A 14,371-nucleotide genomic window follows, 5' to 3' on the forward strand; every position below is an offset into this window, starting at 1 on the left:
ACTTTTGAGACACCCCTTTATTGCTACTTAATCATTTCAGATTGAATGTAATGGTATAAAAGTTTTGCAGTATTTTCAATGGATGATTGATGTGTACGTTCAAATGCATGTGAAGAATCGATTCCAGGTCCTATCAGGCCATGTACAATATCATGTCCTGAGCGAATGGCAGCGGAAGCGTCTGAACCATAAAAAGGATATAGGTCCACCTTATATTGAATGTCATTTTCTACACAAAGTTGAACTAACTTCTTTCGCATTTCGTAATGATATGGGCCACTTGCATCTTTTGCACAGATAGAAACAGTATATTCGTCTGTTGACTGACCATCACCCATTGCACCCATATCTACTGCTAAATATTCTACAGTTTCAGGGGTAATGTTTGAATTTCCACCGTATCCAATTTCTTCATTATTAGAAATGAGAAAATGTGTAGTGTAAGGTAAAGTGATATTTTCTGTTTTTATTTGTTTGATTAGCTGCAATAAAATACCTACACTTGCTTTATCATCTAAGTGACGGGATTTAATATACCCATTTTCCGTTATTTCGACCCTTGGGTCAAAAGAGACAAAATCTCCAACTTCAATTCCTAAAGCACGGACTTCATCCGCACTATGTACTTTTTCATCGATCCTAACTTCTATATTATCGATATTTCGTTCAGCTTTTCCTGCATCCTTATAAACATGAACAGATTGTTGATGCATTAAGATTGTACCAGTATAGACTTTTCCAGATGCCGTTTCGATTTGACAATATTCTCCCTCGATGGAATTGTACTTAAATCCACCGATTAAATCGATTTTTAAACGACCGCTTGGTTTAATTTCCTTTATCATTGCCCCAAGTGTATCAACGTGAGCGGTTAACATTCTATGCTGATTTGTATCCTTACCTGGAAGAGTTGCAATTAGACCGCCTTTTCGGTTTCTTTTTGTTTCAATATTAAATTCACTTAAATATTTCTCAACATACTCAATTACTTTATTGGTATTACCAGAAGGACTTGGGATCGATACAATTTCTTTTATTAAATTTATCGTTTCCCTTGTATTTGGATATGACATTCGATAACCCCTTTTCTTAGTTTTAATCATGCATATGTATAACTTCCCGATAGTTAAATTATACAATTATTATCAAGAAAAATGTGAAATTTGCATTAACTCCAGAAAAATTAACAGACAAAGTATATTTTATACTTTGTCTGTTTAGTTTCTTTTCTTTCCCCACCAACCCTTAAATCGGAAAAAGAACATGATGGATAGGCCAAGAACCAGCATTAAGGTAAGGGCATAAAAATAGCCGTTCTTCATCTTTAATTCTGGCATATTTTCAAAGTTCATTCCATAAAGCCCAGCAATAAAAGTCATTGGAATAAAGATAACACTTACCAGGGTAAGAGTTTTCATAATAGCGTTGGTATGATCAGACTTTAACGATATTTGCAGATTAAATATTCCATTTAGATTTTCTTTAAAAGTGTCAAAGGCACTAGTAACCCTTGCAAAGTTTTCTTTTAAATCTTGAAAATAAAAACCTGAATTCTCATTTAAAAATGGGAAATCCGAATGAGTGATTGTTTTAATCACATTTTCTTGAGGTTCAACAATTTGTCTTAGTTCATGTAGCTTTAATTTCCAACGGTAAACCTTTTTACCTATTTCATTTTCAAAAGGGTTTTTAAAGACAAGTCTTTCAATATGCTGAATTTCATTTGCTATTCGATCAATCGCGGATAAAAAATACTCGGAAGCACGATTGATAAGATGGTATAAGATGAGCCCGGTTGCTTCCATAAATTCATGATTTTCTAAAAAGAAGTTTTCTAAATCTTGGAGGTACTTTTTTTCATCATTTTCTATGTGAGATAAAATAAAATGTTCACTTATTAAAATGGTCATTTTAATCGCCTTAAAATCATTATTAATGATATATAAAGATACAATCGCTTCATTTTTAAATATGTTTACTTTAGGGTAGTCACTATATTCTGTAAATAATTTTTTAGCTAAAGGATGTAAACCTAAATCCGCAATCATATTAGGGAGTTGTTCTGTACTATCCATATGAAACCAAACAATCTCACCTGGTTCTGGAATTTGAAAGTGCTCTATTTTTGTAACAGTCTTTTTTTCTCTATTATATTTCAGCATGTTTTCCCTCAGTTGTGGTCATTTATAAACTTATTATGGATTTTCCAATCTATAATCATTCCCTTTACATAAAGAAAAGGCACCCCTTTGAAAGGAGTGCCAGGTCAAATTTTAAAGTTCATTTTAATGATATTGGTTTTAACTAAAGTATTCCAAACAATGACGATTCCAGGCCCTAAAAACATACCGATAAATCCTATTAATTTAAATCCGATAAAAAGACTGATTAATGATGCCAAAGGCGAGATACCAAGATTTTGTGCAAATATTTTTGGTTCAATAATCCTTCTAATAATGGTAATGACAACGAATAGGATTAATAAACCTGATCCCAAAAAATCATTGTTTTGCAGAAAAGCCACAACTGCCCATGGAACTAATACAGAACCTGTCCCAAGGATTGGCAGGATATCGACAATAACAATTAAAATGGCGAGGCCAGTTTTGTATGGAGCATTTAATATCCAAAGACCACTAAAGGCTAGAATAAAAGTAATAAAGCTAAGAATAATTTGTGCTTTCAAGAAACCTATTGATGCACGTGCTAATGGTTTTAGAACTAAATCGATTTTCTCACGGGTTGATTCTTTCAAATAGGAATTCACTTTTGCAATGATGTTTGGATACTCTAGACTAATTAGAAATAAAGCAATTAAATAGATTAAAAATTCTACTAAAAAGCTTGGAATAGTTGTTAACAAAGAAATTAAGTTTTCAGCCGTATTTTGTAGAAATTGTGTTAAACCCGCTATATTTTTTTCGAATGACTTTTCCACGGTTGAAATAACATCAGGTGGTAAATTACTTAGATAATTTTCCCACTTTTTTAAGAAAGGGTATATCCCTGAATCATATAAATTGACGACAATTGATGCAATTTGTTTTGAAATATCAGTAGCCTTTTGCGTCAAAATAGATACAGCATAGTAAAAGGTTAAAAATAAGAAAACTAGATAAGCGAGATAGGTAAGTAAAACGGCTTGGAATCGTTTAAAATGTATTTTATTTATTAATCGTTTTATGATTCCCTCTAAAAGAATCGCTGTTATTCCGGCAAATACTATGGGAAGTACATATGGTAATATAAGGTAAAAAACAAGTAAGATTAAAATTACGACTAACCATTTTTTCCACATTAGATTTGTTGCTCTCCTTGAAATTCATTTAACATGTTAGACATTAAGATTATTATAGAGTTTTATAGGCGGAATGTATATTTATAAACACGATTATTTTTAAATGGAGTAAAAATAAGTGGATTTATAATAAAAAGGCTAGTTTTTGAGTTGCGGTTATATATAATGATTGGTCTGAAGCTTCTGAGGATACAGTGGTTTCGCAATCTATTTTTTGCCCCCTTATAGGGGGGATATTACCATTATTTAATGGGAATGTGAAAAAAGTTAAGTAATACCACTATGATAACGAAGGATAAACTATACGTTAAAAATGGACGGGAAAAGTGCAAACGAATCATGAGGTACATAACAATGTAAAACAATGGTTCCATCCAATGTTTGTAGCCGTTTTTTAAATCAATTTTATCAAAGTAAATATAGATGGATTCAATTATATACGAGGCAATAACCCATTTAAGGATATAAAAAGCTTTTTTATTCTTCCCTTCTTTGAACGGATAATTAGATAAAAAAATGAGTGTAATACTTGGTAAAACAAAAAAGCTATAAATTAAAGTTGTAAAGATTTGAGACTTAGGGAAGAGGGTTGGATTGTATACCCATAAGAGCTTATCGTGGCAAAGTACTTCATACAATAGATTTAAGTTTACCACATATAAGATAGTTGAATGATATTTATTCCACTCCCTCCAATTCCCTTTAAAATAAGCTGTTATACCAAGGACACTTGCAATTAATAGGTGCATGATCAAACCCCTTGAATAATGAAATTTTTACAAATAGAGAATTAGTCATTATTTATATTATTTACTTTTATTTACAATTAAATTCCAACAAGTTTTAATACAATGAAAGGAATGACAATAGAAATTGGCTTATGCCTTTTTTTCATTTTTTAGGTTCAAATATTTTCCTGAATTATTTGTTGCTTAATTTGTAACATCTTTATATTAAAAATGGTGTTAAGATTTAAATATAGAAAAGAAGAGGTGACATTCCAAATGGAGAGATTATTGAAATCATTAGAGGAAATTAAAACAGTTGTCCTCTCTTACAACGAGAAATTAGAAAGTATTGAGAAAAGATTAGCAAGATTGGAAAAAGTCGATAGTATTGAACATAGAGTAGCTGTAAATCAAATTGACCTTTCAGATATAAAAGAGGCATTAGAAGAGTTAAAAGAGAATTTTTCTGGAAATGGCAGTGATGAGATTAAATCTATTCAAAAGCGTTTAGATTCTCAACTTCTTATGCTTGCCAAAGCCGAGGAAGAGATCATTATTTTAAAGTCTAAGGCATAGATACAGTTCTCTTTTTAGCAAAACAAGGGGGCTATAAAATGAACAAGGATTGGACGAAAGATCTTGAGCATGACGAATATGAAGATGATATCGATCTAATTATTAAGGATGCAATTGAAGCTGTTGATATAACAAGGCCTGGATTTTATGTGAATTTGGTAACCTCCAGTCATTTTGGAAATCCAGTCGATTATTTGCAACCTTTACTAGAAGAACTTTACAAAGAAAACATTTCAATGAAGTTTATTGATCAATGTGGTTGCGGAGGATACGTTCTAAGGGTATGGAAAAAGGAAAATTAATTAGAAAGAGTAGCCTAACATTTGGTTGGCTACTCTTTTTTCAATTATTGACTATTCGGTCATATTTCGATAAGATATTTCAGACTAGAAAAGAATGATTGTAGATCGTAGGTGATTCTCATTAAGGTTAATGAAAAAGAGAAAGTAATTATTGAGGAAGCGATAAAACTATTTGCCAAAAAAGGTTTTTCTTCCACATCCATTCAAGAAATAGCGAATAATAGTGGAATATCAAAAGGAGCCTTTTATTTACATTTCAAATCCAAGGATGCTTTATTATTGGCGATTTTTCATTACTATCATCAAAGTTTTAAAAAAGAAATATTTGAATTTAAGAATGACACCTACAATCCACGTGAAAAGTTTACACATCAATTAAAAATTTTATTTCAAAAGCTCTTAGATCATAAAGAATTTCTTATTATGATTACAAAAGAACAGGCTGTTCCTAAAAATGATTCAACTAAAAAGCTTATCTACACCATGAGATTAGAAACACTACAGTTTTATAGAAATGGTTTTACTTCTATCTATGGACTAGAGTCAAAACCGTATTTATGGGATTTATCCGTATTAATGGACGGTTTAATTCAATCCTTTAATCGAATCCTACTTTTTGATTTTGAGCAAATTGACCTTAATGAGCTAGCTGAATATTTATTAAAACGAATGGATTCTATCTATAAAGATTTATTGGATGAGCAGCCATTATTTTCAGAAAGTGTAATGGATAAAATATTATTTAAAACCAAATCATTTTTATCAAAAGAAACAGAACAGATTCATCAGATATTTACTGAGATGCGGATGCAGTTAGATAACATTGAAGATAAAGAAAACCTTGAGATTTCTTTAGATGTACTTGAAGCAGAAGTATCACGTGAAAAACCTAGAACTGCTGTGATCCAAGGTATGTTATCAAACTTCTCTGGTGTTCAACAATTTGATAAACATATACATCAAATTTTAACCATCTTTCAACTTCCAAAGGTAGAAAAATAGATAGACAAAATAGACCATGCTAACTCTATTTTGTTTATCTTTTTTTTATTTTTAAATTTATTGACCGATTGGTCAAATGGATATAAAATAAGGTGACTCGTTGGTCAATGATTGGTTTGTAAACAGAATATAAGACACTAGAAGGTGATATGGATGGTACAGGAACAAAAACAATTGAACACAAAATTAATCTTAACCGGATTAATAATTGGGATGTTTTTTAGTGCATTAGAACAGACCATTGTTGGTACAGCAATGCCAACCATAATAGGTGATTTAAATGGATTTTCCATTTTTGCTTGGGTTACGACTGCTTACATGATTACCTCAACAACCGTTATCCCCATCGTTGGAAAATTGTCAGACATATATGGGAGACGGAAGCTATATTTATTAGGAAATATCATCTTTATTGCTGGATCTGCCCTATGTGGAACAGCCCAATCAATGGAGCAGCTTATCATTTACCGCGCGATCCAAGGTATTGGCGGTGGAATGATTATGCCATTATCACAAACCATTATTGGAGATATTTTTACAGCTGAACAAAGGGCAAAATGGCAAGGCGTTTTTGGTGCAATATATGGACTCAGTTCAGTCATTGGTCCATTTATTGGAGGCCTTCTTGTAGATTCCATAAGCTGGCATTCCATTTTCTACATTAATGTTCCCTTTGGATTAATTTCTACATTCATGATTTTTATTGGTCTGAAAAATGAAGAAGTCCGAAAAAATGGGAAAGTCGATATTGATTATTTAGGGATCTTAACTTTAATTCCAGCCATTGTTTTATTTTTATTAGGACTAACTTTTGGTGGCGACAAGTTTGCATGGTTATCGTCCACTAGCTTACTGTTATTTGGTGCAGTTGTTATCCTATTGATTCTTTTCTTTATTTTTGAAAAGAAAGCCGTAGAGCCTATTCTTGATTTGCGTTTATTTAAAAATCGCATTTTTGCCACAACGAATATATTAGGATTTTTACTAGGGTTAGGAATGTTTGGAGCCATCATGTTTGTTCCTATGTTTATGCAAGGAATTTTAGGTGTTACGCCAACTAGGGCAGGTTCAACTATGACCCCAATGATGATTGCCCTCATTTTAGCAAGTGTAATTGGTGGAAGACTATTATTAAAGTTTCGATTTAGGACAGTTTTAACATTTGGGATGCTCATTACTTCGCTGGGCTTTTTCTTAATGAGTACAATGGGAGTAAGCTCAAGTGAATTAACTGCTTATCTTTATATGATCATTTTAGGTTTAGGTATGGGGTTAGTTATGCCAACCTTAATGATTGCCATTCAAAATGAATTCCCAAAAAATCAATTGGGTTCAGTTACATCTGCTTCAACATTTTTCCGTTCAATAGGAGGAACTATTGGAGTGACCATTTTAAATGCGATGATGAATCACTCGATACAGGATAAGATGAAGGAAGCAGTTTCGGCAGAGAAGAACCCTGTTAGTGCAAAAGTTTTAGAAGAACTAGGAAAGGAAACAGACCAATTATTTGGAGTATTGTTGAAACCGGATGTCCTTCCGGTTCCTGGTGAAATTAGGAATGGAATCGTTACATCAATCAAATTAGTATGGGCAGAATCATTTTCGTCCCTTTTTATGTTTGGTTTACTTTTTATTGCTCTAGGAGTTATTGTGGCTTTATCAGTAGGAAGTAGTAGAATCAAACGTGACCAAGCAAATGAGGAATTAAAACTACAGGAACAACCAGAATCATAATCAAGAAACAAAAAGGAGGATGACAAAATAAAATGTCATCCTCCTATATATCCATTTCATTACTTTCTCCAATCCTTTTCTAACATGCCATAAACAACTAAGTGGTGAAAATGACCGTAAAGGTTTTCACCATCACGAATGATTCCTTCTTGTACAAAGCCTAATCTTTCTGGAATGGAACGGCTCTTCTTATTTTTTTCTCCACAGCGTATCTCGACTCTGTTTAAATGTAAATCAAAAAAAACATAATTTAACAAAGCTTGAACAGCTCTGGTCATAATTCCCTTGCCCTGATATCCTTCACCAAGGTAATAGCCAATAGAGGTCTGTAGATTTCTCCAATCAATATGATGTAAACCTATTGATCCCACTAAATTCCCTTTATAACGTATTCCTAAATTAAAACCGTTATTATCCGCAAATTGCCGTAACCACATCGGAATAATAGAATGATACTGTAAAGGGGAGTCCATCGAATCTACCCATGGCAACCACTGACGTAAATAAATTCGGTTTTGATTTACTAGTTTATAAAGCTCATCAGCATGTTGGAGTTGAAATAATTGTAATTCAATTTCATGATCAACTTTTAATGTAAACATATAATACTCCTTTAATGATTAGAAGAGTTATTTAACGGAAGAACAATCGAGAAAACGGTTCGATCCATATGAGAACTGCACGTTAGAACACCTTTATGTTTTTCAATAATTTCTCTGCATACAAAAAGTCCTAAACCTGTACCAAGTTTTTTCGTTGTGAAAAATGGTTCAAAAATGGTTTTTTGATGCTCTTCTGGAATCATCGGTCCATTATTTCCGATGTTTATTTGTACAAAAGAATTTGGAATGATAAAGCACTTTATCTCGATAATTGGTTCTTCCATGCGATAGTGACCTAAAACATCGATAGCATTAAATATAATATTAATAAGAACCTGTCGAATTTCATCTGCGTATCCATAAATATTAACGTCATCATGTAGTTCCTTAATAATTTTTACTTTAACATCTAAAATACTTGGATATAGGAACACGAGGACTTCCTCAAGCATGGTATTTAAAGAGAATGTTGTTTTTTCTTTGCCGATCAGTTCCTTTTTGGATAATAAAAGAAACTGGGAAATTCTAAAATTCAATTGCTCAAGTTCATTGGAAATAATATCTAGATATTTCATATCTGGATACTCTGATTTAATTAATTGGATAAATCCTTTTATCGAAGTAAGCGGGTTTCTAAATTCATGGACAAAACTGGATGTCATTTGTCCTAAGAGTGTTAAACGATCTTCATGAGTAGAATCTATAAGATGAGTTTTTTCCTGGATGATTTTATTTTTAGCATCTGTATAGCTTGAAACAGCAAAATATAAGAACTTATCAAAACAATAGTTAATTTTATTCATAGCTTGCTGCATTTCTTCCCATTCAAGTTTAGATTGGGATAATTGTTGATATAAAATGGTTCTCCCAGAGCTAACATTGTAAACAAAATCACCGATATTGATATCAGCATGAACTCTCTCCATAGCGATTTTTGCAGCTAAACGTTTAAGATGATCATCTAACTGTTGATCTGTCATCGTGAAAATGTTTAATAATATCGAAAACATGGCTTCGCCATTATCACGAATTTGTAACTTGAAGGGGTCATCATATGAAATAATAATTTTTTTGCCCCATTCATTTAATAATTCTTCCTTCCTGCTTAACAGGTAGTCTATTAATTTTGAAAATCCAGTTTCGGATAACATAGTAGCCCTCCAGAAGGTAAAACAAATTAAAATATAGGTGTTAGCAATAGTATTCGAGCAGTTTTGTTAATCTCCTTCATCGAGTTTTGTAGAAAAATGAAAAGTTATGGCGAAAAAAAGTGAGAGATGAAAAATTCTATCAAAATTTGGATTTATATGGTAATAAGGGTTGTGAGTTTGGAATTATACTTGAATTCATAATGTGGTTAGTAAAATATTTTACTTGTAAACAAAGATAAATAGTTGTATAGTCAAATTGTCTTTTAAAATTAAATAATTTCCACAAGGGGGGCCGCAGGAAGCCGGCTGAGAGTGAGCGTTTGAGTTCTAACCCTTTGAACCTGTTAGTTAATGCTAGCGTAGGAATGTGGTTTATGGATAGAAGCAATGTGGACCATCCAAAACCGTCCAGATTGTTTTTTTATTTGCCAAAAACTATATCAATCGTGTTTTAACACAGTGGGTTGGTTAGTCAGACGTTTCCAATTATAAAAAGGGGGAAACGAGAAATGAAACAGAGTAAAACGTTATTTCTAGTAGAGGTTGCAGTCTTTACCGCATTAGCCTTTTTACTAGACTTAGTATCCAATTTTGTATTTTCAAGAATTTGGCCACAAGGTGGATCCGTTTCTATTGCAATGGTACCAGTGTTTTTAATGGCATTGCGATGGGGAATCAAAGGTGGGCTATTAACTGGATTTTTATTTGGACTACTTCAGTTTGTATTAGGATACTCACAAATTTATACACCAGTTCAAGGAATTATCGATTATTTAGTTGCCTTTTCCGTATTAGGATTAGCAGGAATCTTTGCTTCTCAAGTTAAAGGTGCAGTTCAAGCACAGAAGAAAGGCAAATGGATGACATTAGCAACAATAGGTATCTTACTTGGAAGCCTTTTAAGATTTTTAGCCCATTTTTATTCAGGCATTGTTTTCTTCGGTGAATATGCTCCTGAGGGCCAAAATGTCGCTCTTTATTCTTTACTTTATAATGGAACATATATGTTACCTAGCTTCATTATAAGTGCTATTGTAGTTATTTTAGTTATTAGTGCTGCACCAAAGAGAATGGTTTAAACCATATTAGGAAAAAAGATAGATCTAGATTAACAACTAAAGACAAAAAGACACGGATCCATTTCCGTGTCTTTTTATATATACATTGTTTTTTTCGAAATCAGCACTGTTTTTGGATTCACTTTCATATAATCTGCACTCTTTGTCATCATATCTTTTAACAAGCTAAGATGTTTATGGACATTTCTTCCTTCTGCAATAATTTTAATATTTGTTTTGGGTTGAAGAGTAAGTAAAAAAGAAACTAATCTAGGTAAATTTTCTCCATCAATAATTTTGTAGTTACAACAAATATAGGTCTTCCCGTCAAATTGTTTAATGGTTTGAAATATATCTAGTATTTTTTTTGTGCAAAATTTATTATGCATAGTTAGTTTTGTAGAATTGATCTCCATTATATTAACAAACCCCTTTATATCAAGTAGTTATCTTTCTTTACCCTCAATCATCTTGGATAAACTAGGAGTTCTATAAAAAATAAAGCTCAGTCTTCATCCGTCTTGAGAATGAGAAAAAAACCATCACAAGTCGCTATACCACATATTCCCTTTTTACTATGATAAGAGTATCAAATCGTGAATAGGGGAATGCAGGATGAAAAAATTTCGGGAGATTTTTCAAAATCGAACGTTTCGGAATCTTTTTTTTGCTACTTTTACATCCCAAATGGGAAGCACCATCGGATTAACCGCATTTATGTTTTATCTGCTAGACCGTTTTTCTAATCAGCCTATATATGCTTCCATAACAGAGTTAATGTATTCAGTACCGACATTGGCAGTATTCTTTCTTGTTGGTGTGTTTGCCGACAGGATGGATCGTCAGAAAATAGCGTATAGTTGCGATTGGCTTAGTGCTATTCTCTCCATTACCTTAATTGGAGCAATCATAATTGGTTGGATGCCTTTAATCTTTTTTATGCTTTTTTTAAGGAGTGCGATTTCTAAATTTTTTATGCCAGCTGAAGGTGCAATGGTGCAAGGAATATTGAAAAAGGATGAATACACGACAGCGGCAGGGTTAAATCAGTTGGTCATGAGCTTATTTATGCTTTTTGGTAATGCTCTAGGGATATTTGCTTATTGGTCTGTAGGAATATATGGTGCCATTATTGTTGACGCCATCACTTTTCTCATAAGTGCTATTTTAATAAAGTCAGTTAACATTTCTGAAGAAGTACGTCTTCCTAATGGAAAACACACATTCAATGATTTACATTTAAAATTAGTATTTAAGGATTTCAAATTGGGGATTTCGTATATATTATCCAATAAACTGCTAAGTACTTTGTTGATTGGTTTTGTTGTATTTGGGGTTGTGAATGGAGGATTTTCTGTCATTCCTATCTTTATCTTAAAATATAAGCTTGCACCAAATTCATATGAAGAGCTTTCCATTTGGATCGGTGTTATTTTTGGAACTGGGGTCCTATTAGGCAGTTTTGTTGCATCGATTTTTTCACAAAAAGTCAAATTATATCAATTGATTATATTTGGTTTATTAGTTTCAGGCAGTTTTACCGTTCTATCATCGTTTACTAACAATATTTATTTATTTATGGGGCTGATGTTTATTTCTTCACTTGGTCTTCCTTTCGTGAATATTGCCATCGGTGGTTGGATGCCTAGTATTATTGACCCTAAGATGATGGGAAGAGTTCAAGGGTGGATTAATCCACTTATGATGTTGTCGCAATCCATTACATTAGGTGTCATCGCTGTTGCATTCCCAAAAGTTCTTACAGTAGAGATGCTATATTGGATGGTTGGCGGATGTTTGATGTTAGTGGGCTTTTACTACATGTTAAGCTTACCAAAATATGTAGTTTCATCTGAAAAAAAATCTAAAGTAGTTTCTCCAATTGAACAAAGTGCATTATAGTTAAAGGTGACAATAGTCACCTTTTTTTTATGAAAAAAACAAAAAAAATAATGAACAAAATGTAATGGTTGTTCGTCTTATGTTTAGATAGGTTGGATAGAGAGCGAAAGTGAGGATGGGAATGGACGAGAAAAAATTAATAAAGTTGGCGATAAAGGGCGATACTTCTGCTTTTGCTTTGCTATTCCATGAAAACTATCCTTTTTTGGTTAAATATTTAATCAAAATAACGATGAATATAGATTTGGCAGAGGAAATTGCTCAAGAAACAATGACGAAGTGCATAGAGAAATTACATCTTTATAATGGAAAATCGAAATTTTCGTCCTGGCTGATTTCAATCGCGACAAATCAATATGTGGATCAATTAAGGAAAACAAAAAGAGAACAAAATTGGCAAACACAAGAGCAATCATTTCGCAAAATAAAGTGGCATTTGGAAAGCAGAAATGAAGAATGGAATGATGCCTTAACTGCATTAGGAAAGTTATCAGAAGAGGTCCGAATACCGATTATTCTTAAACATTATTATGGGTATTCATATGATGAGATTGGAATAATGATGAGATTATCACCTGGGACCATTAAATCTCGAATTCATAACGGTATATTAACAGTACGGAAGGAGTTAAAGCTGGATGAAGAAATCCAAGGTTATTCCATTGAAAATAGATCAACAAATTGAAATAGATGAAACATTAAAACAAATTTCTCATGGTCTTGATTCTTTAAACAGTTTGCCATTTGAAACTCCAAGTCAAAAATGGATTGAAAATTTGGTATTAGAACAAAAGCAAAAGGCTAAGGAAAAATGGAAAAAGGAGATTTTATTATTTTCTCTTATTGCTGTTTTTATTTTAAGCGGAATCATCATTTCCCTTTATCAAATGCCTATCATATTTATCATTTTACAAGGGATAGGAATTTCTTTTGTTGTTATATACAGCATGATGAACTTTGTAAAGAAGGTGAGAGGCTATGAATGAAGAACCAACACCAATATTAATAATGTTTGTTGTCATTATTTTGTTGAGCCAAAGTCTTTTTTTATTTATTAATGCGAAGAAGAACCAACATAATTATTGGTTATGGGGAATTCTAGGTTTAATTCAAGCTCCATTTCCTACCATAGTCTATTTAATTTTTGTTCGAAAAGTGTGGCAGAAAAGAATTGATTGACAATAGTTAGGAGATTTTTATGGAAAAATTAAAACTTCTCTTGGTTTTTATAGCCATCATTGGTCAGCTGGTAGGGATTGTTTTATTATTTATTAATATTAAAATTGCAATTATCGTCTATATCGTATATGCACTTTCCATATTTATCATGTTTTTCTTACTGATGTTGGAGAAAAGAAAAGAAAAAAAGGAGGACGAAGAAAATGATTATCGTGACTACTGATTTTGTACCTGGTAAAGAAATAAAGGAATTTAAAGGTTTTGTAAAAGGTAATATTGTACAATCCAAGCATATCGGGAAGGACATTTTAGCTGGTTTGAAAACAATTGTTGGCGGTGAAATTAAAGAATATACAGAAATGATGGATGAAGCTAGACAAAGAGCCATTGCACGGATGGTGGAGGATGCAAAAAATAAAGGGGCTAATGCCATTGTGGGTATGAGACTGCAATCAGCTGCAATTATGCAAAATACTTCTGAAATCATAGCTTATGGTACCGCAGTATTGGTTGAATAATTAATTGGACTCGAAATATTTCGAAAATACAATTGACTTTAGAGCTTGTTCGATGTTAATCTACTAAAAGATGAAAAAAAAGGAAAAAGGAGGGCTATATCATGATCTTAGTAAATGTATTAATGACTGCAAATAAAATAAATGATGTAACCTATCCTTCTGTGATTATTTAGTCTTTTTAAATACGTTGAACTTAAGGCATGGGTTACGCTCTATACGTAACGTGTGCCTTTTTATGTCCAATTTTAGTTATCTAGACATATCGCATACTTGCGGTATGTCTTTTTTATTTTTTAAAACAAAAGGAGGAAATAATGA

General features: G+C 32.4%; 18 protein-coding genes and 1 riboswitch. Of the genes, 11 read left to right on the forward strand and 7 right to left on the reverse strand.

Features of this window, described 5'->3' with window-relative positions:
* Positions 1-23: 23 nt before the first annotated feature.
* From ACSBPO_RS05265 to ACSBPO_RS05280, 4 genes are all read right to left on the reverse strand, one after another.
* The gene (locus ACSBPO_RS05265; protein WP_442599018.1) at positions 24-1,073 is read right to left on the reverse strand and encodes a M42 family metallopeptidase; all 1,050 of its coding nucleotides are present in this window, start codon (positions 1,071-1,073) and stop codon (positions 24-26) included.
* A 144-nt stretch (positions 1,074-1,217) separates the two neighbouring features.
* The gene (locus ACSBPO_RS05270; protein WP_442599019.1) at positions 1,218-2,162 is read right to left on the reverse strand and encodes a magnesium transporter CorA family protein; all 945 of its coding nucleotides are present in this window, start codon (positions 2,160-2,162) and stop codon (positions 1,218-1,220) included.
* Positions 2,163-2,266: 104 nt separating this feature from the next.
* Positions 2,267-3,298 (reverse strand): sporulation integral membrane protein YtvI, encoded by a 1,032-nt coding sequence (ytvI, locus tag ACSBPO_RS05275; RefSeq protein WP_442599020.1) that lies wholly within the window; start codon positions 3,296-3,298, stop codon positions 2,267-2,269.
* Positions 3,299-3,540: 242 nt separating this feature from the next.
* A complete protein-coding gene (locus ACSBPO_RS05280) occupies positions 3,541-4,047 on the reverse strand; it encodes a CBO0543 family protein (RefSeq protein WP_442599021.1) in 507 nt (168 codons plus the stop codon).
* Between the two features lie 255 nt (positions 4,048-4,302).
* On the opposite strand from ACSBPO_RS05280, the gene ACSBPO_RS05285 reads away from it, so the two are divergent.
* The 4 genes from ACSBPO_RS05285 to ACSBPO_RS05300 all read left to right on the forward strand — a co-directional run bounded on the left by ACSBPO_RS05285 (position 4,303) and on the right by ACSBPO_RS05300 (position 7,643).
* Positions 4,303-4,602 (forward strand): hypothetical protein, encoded by a 300-nt coding sequence (locus ACSBPO_RS05285; RefSeq protein WP_442599022.1) that lies wholly within the window; start codon positions 4,303-4,305, stop codon positions 4,600-4,602.
* 38 nt (positions 4,603-4,640) lie between these two features.
* Positions 4,641-4,904, forward strand: a complete 264-nt coding sequence (locus ACSBPO_RS05290; protein WP_442599023.1) for a CGCGG family putative rSAM-modified RiPP protein — start codon at positions 4,641-4,643, stop codon at positions 4,902-4,904.
* Positions 4,905-5,015: 111 nt separating this feature from the next.
* A complete protein-coding gene (locus ACSBPO_RS05295) occupies positions 5,016-5,906 on the forward strand; it encodes a TetR/AcrR family transcriptional regulator (RefSeq protein ID WP_442599024.1) in 891 nt (296 codons plus the stop codon).
* A gap of 153 nt (positions 5,907-6,059) precedes the next feature.
* Positions 6,060-7,643 carry a DHA2 family efflux MFS transporter permease subunit gene (locus ACSBPO_RS05300; RefSeq protein ID WP_442599025.1) on the forward strand — a complete coding sequence of 528 codons (1,584 nt, stop codon included), beginning with the start codon at positions 6,060-6,062 and terminating at the stop codon, positions 7,641-7,643.
* A gap of 59 nt (positions 7,644-7,702) precedes the next feature.
* On the opposite strand, the gene ACSBPO_RS05305 is transcribed toward ACSBPO_RS05300, so the two are convergent.
* Positions 7,703-8,245, reverse strand: coding sequence for a GNAT family N-acetyltransferase (locus tag ACSBPO_RS05305; RefSeq protein ID WP_442599026.1), 543 nt, complete (start codon positions 8,243-8,245; stop codon positions 7,703-7,705).
* 11 nt (positions 8,246-8,256) lie between these two features.
* Complete coding sequence (locus tag ACSBPO_RS05310) at positions 8,257-9,396, reverse strand: histidine kinase N-terminal domain-containing protein (RefSeq protein WP_442599027.1); 1,140 nt, start codon at positions 9,394-9,396, stop codon at positions 8,257-8,259.
* Positions 9,397-9,671: 275 nt separating this feature from the next.
* Positions 9,672-9,779: riboswitch (TPP riboswitch) on the forward strand.
* A gap of 126 nt (positions 9,780-9,905) precedes the next feature.
* Between ACSBPO_RS05310 and thiT the strand changes: the two genes are divergently transcribed.
* Entirely contained in the window at positions 9,906-10,475 is a 570-nt protein-coding gene (gene thiT / locus ACSBPO_RS05315) for an energy-coupled thiamine transporter ThiT (RefSeq protein ID WP_442599028.1), read from the forward strand.
* 74 nt (positions 10,476-10,549) lie between these two features.
* Here thiT and ACSBPO_RS05320 read toward each other — a convergent pair whose 3' ends face one another.
* Positions 10,550-10,870, reverse strand: a complete 321-nt coding sequence (locus tag ACSBPO_RS05320; RefSeq protein ID WP_442599029.1) for an HPr family phosphocarrier protein — start codon at positions 10,868-10,870, stop codon at positions 10,550-10,552.
* Between the two features lie 199 nt (positions 10,871-11,069).
* Here ACSBPO_RS05320 and ACSBPO_RS05325 point away from each other — a divergent pair, with 199 nt between their 5' ends.
* From ACSBPO_RS05325 to ACSBPO_RS05350, 6 genes are all read left to right on the forward strand, one after another.
* On the forward strand, positions 11,070-12,356 hold the full coding sequence (locus tag ACSBPO_RS05325; protein WP_442599030.1) for an MFS transporter: 1,287 nt from the start codon (positions 11,070-11,072) through the stop codon (positions 12,354-12,356).
* Between the two features lie 121 nt (positions 12,357-12,477).
* Complete coding sequence (sigY, locus tag ACSBPO_RS05330; protein WP_442599031.1) at positions 12,478-13,041, forward strand: RNA polymerase sigma factor SigY; 564 nt, start codon at positions 12,478-12,480, stop codon at positions 13,039-13,041.
* Entirely contained in the window at positions 12,995-13,342 is a 348-nt protein-coding gene (locus ACSBPO_RS05335; RefSeq protein WP_442599032.1) for a DUF5345 family protein, read from the forward strand. The genes sigY and ACSBPO_RS05335 overlap by 47 nt, the downstream gene beginning before the upstream one ends.
* A complete protein-coding gene (locus tag ACSBPO_RS05340; RefSeq protein ID WP_442599033.1) occupies positions 13,335-13,535 on the forward strand; it encodes a sigma-Y antisigma factor component in 201 nt (66 codons plus the stop codon). Before ACSBPO_RS05335 ends, ACSBPO_RS05340 begins: the two co-directional genes overlap by 8 nt.
* 19 nt (positions 13,536-13,554) lie before the next feature.
* Positions 13,555-13,758, forward strand: coding sequence for a hypothetical protein (locus tag ACSBPO_RS05345; protein ID WP_442599034.1), 204 nt, complete (start codon positions 13,555-13,557; stop codon positions 13,756-13,758).
* Positions 13,739-14,053, forward strand: coding sequence for a YbjQ family protein (locus ACSBPO_RS05350; RefSeq protein WP_442599035.1), 315 nt, complete (start codon positions 13,739-13,741; stop codon positions 14,051-14,053). Before ACSBPO_RS05345 ends, ACSBPO_RS05350 begins: the two co-directional genes overlap by 20 nt.
* Positions 14,054-14,371: the final 318 nt, after the last annotated feature.

It is taken from the genome of Neobacillus sp. D3-1R (genome assembly GCF_052180215.1).
In the GTDB taxonomy this organism is placed as follows: Bacteria; Bacillota; Bacilli; order Bacillales; family Cytobacillaceae; genus Pseudoneobacillus.

Excerpts from the sequence above, each read along its gene's own strand:
- ACSBPO_RS05265 (WP_442599018.1), bottom strand. The coding sequence starts at position 1,073 with ATGTCATATCCAAATACAAGGGAAACGATAAATTTAATAAAAGAAATT.
- ACSBPO_RS05270 (WP_442599019.1), bottom strand. The coding sequence starts at position 2,162 with ATGCTGAAATATAATAGAGAAAAAAAGACTGTTACAAAAATAGAGCAC.
- ytvI (WP_442599020.1), bottom strand. The coding sequence starts at position 3,298 with ATGTGGAAAAAATGGTTAGTCGTAATTTTAATCTTACTTGTTTTTTAC.
- ACSBPO_RS05280 (WP_442599021.1), bottom strand. The coding sequence starts at position 4,047 with ATGCACCTATTAATTGCAAGTGTCCTTGGTATAACAGCTTATTTTAAA.
- ACSBPO_RS05285 (WP_442599022.1), top strand. The coding sequence starts at position 4,303 with ATGGAGAGATTATTGAAATCATTAGAGGAAATTAAAACAGTTGTCCTC.
- ACSBPO_RS05290 (WP_442599023.1), top strand. The coding sequence starts at position 4,641 with ATGAACAAGGATTGGACGAAAGATCTTGAGCATGACGAATATGAAGAT.
- ACSBPO_RS05300 (WP_442599025.1), top strand. The coding sequence starts at position 6,060 with ATGGTACAGGAACAAAAACAATTGAACACAAAATTAATCTTAACCGGA.
- ACSBPO_RS05305 (WP_442599026.1), bottom strand. The coding sequence starts at position 8,245 with ATGTTTACATTAAAAGTTGATCATGAAATTGAATTACAATTATTTCAA.
- ACSBPO_RS05310 (WP_442599027.1), bottom strand. The coding sequence starts at position 9,396 with ATGTTATCCGAAACTGGATTTTCAAAATTAATAGACTACCTGTTAAGC.
- thiT (WP_442599028.1), top strand. The coding sequence starts at position 9,906 with ATGAAACAGAGTAAAACGTTATTTCTAGTAGAGGTTGCAGTCTTTACC.
- ACSBPO_RS05320 (WP_442599029.1), bottom strand. The coding sequence starts at position 10,870 with ATGGAGATCAATTCTACAAAACTAACTATGCATAATAAATTTTGCACA.
- ACSBPO_RS05325 (WP_442599030.1), top strand. The coding sequence starts at position 11,070 with ATGAAAAAATTTCGGGAGATTTTTCAAAATCGAACGTTTCGGAATCTT.
- sigY (WP_442599031.1), top strand. The coding sequence starts at position 12,478 with ATGGACGAGAAAAAATTAATAAAGTTGGCGATAAAGGGCGATACTTCT.
- ACSBPO_RS05335 (WP_442599032.1), top strand. The coding sequence starts at position 12,995 with ATGAAGAAATCCAAGGTTATTCCATTGAAAATAGATCAACAAATTGAA.
- ACSBPO_RS05340 (WP_442599033.1), top strand. The coding sequence starts at position 13,335 with ATGAATGAAGAACCAACACCAATATTAATAATGTTTGTTGTCATTATT.
- ACSBPO_RS05345 (WP_442599034.1), top strand. The coding sequence starts at position 13,555 with ATGGAAAAATTAAAACTTCTCTTGGTTTTTATAGCCATCATTGGTCAG.
- ACSBPO_RS05350 (WP_442599035.1), top strand. The coding sequence starts at position 13,739 with ATGATTATCGTGACTACTGATTTTGTACCTGGTAAAGAAATAAAGGAA.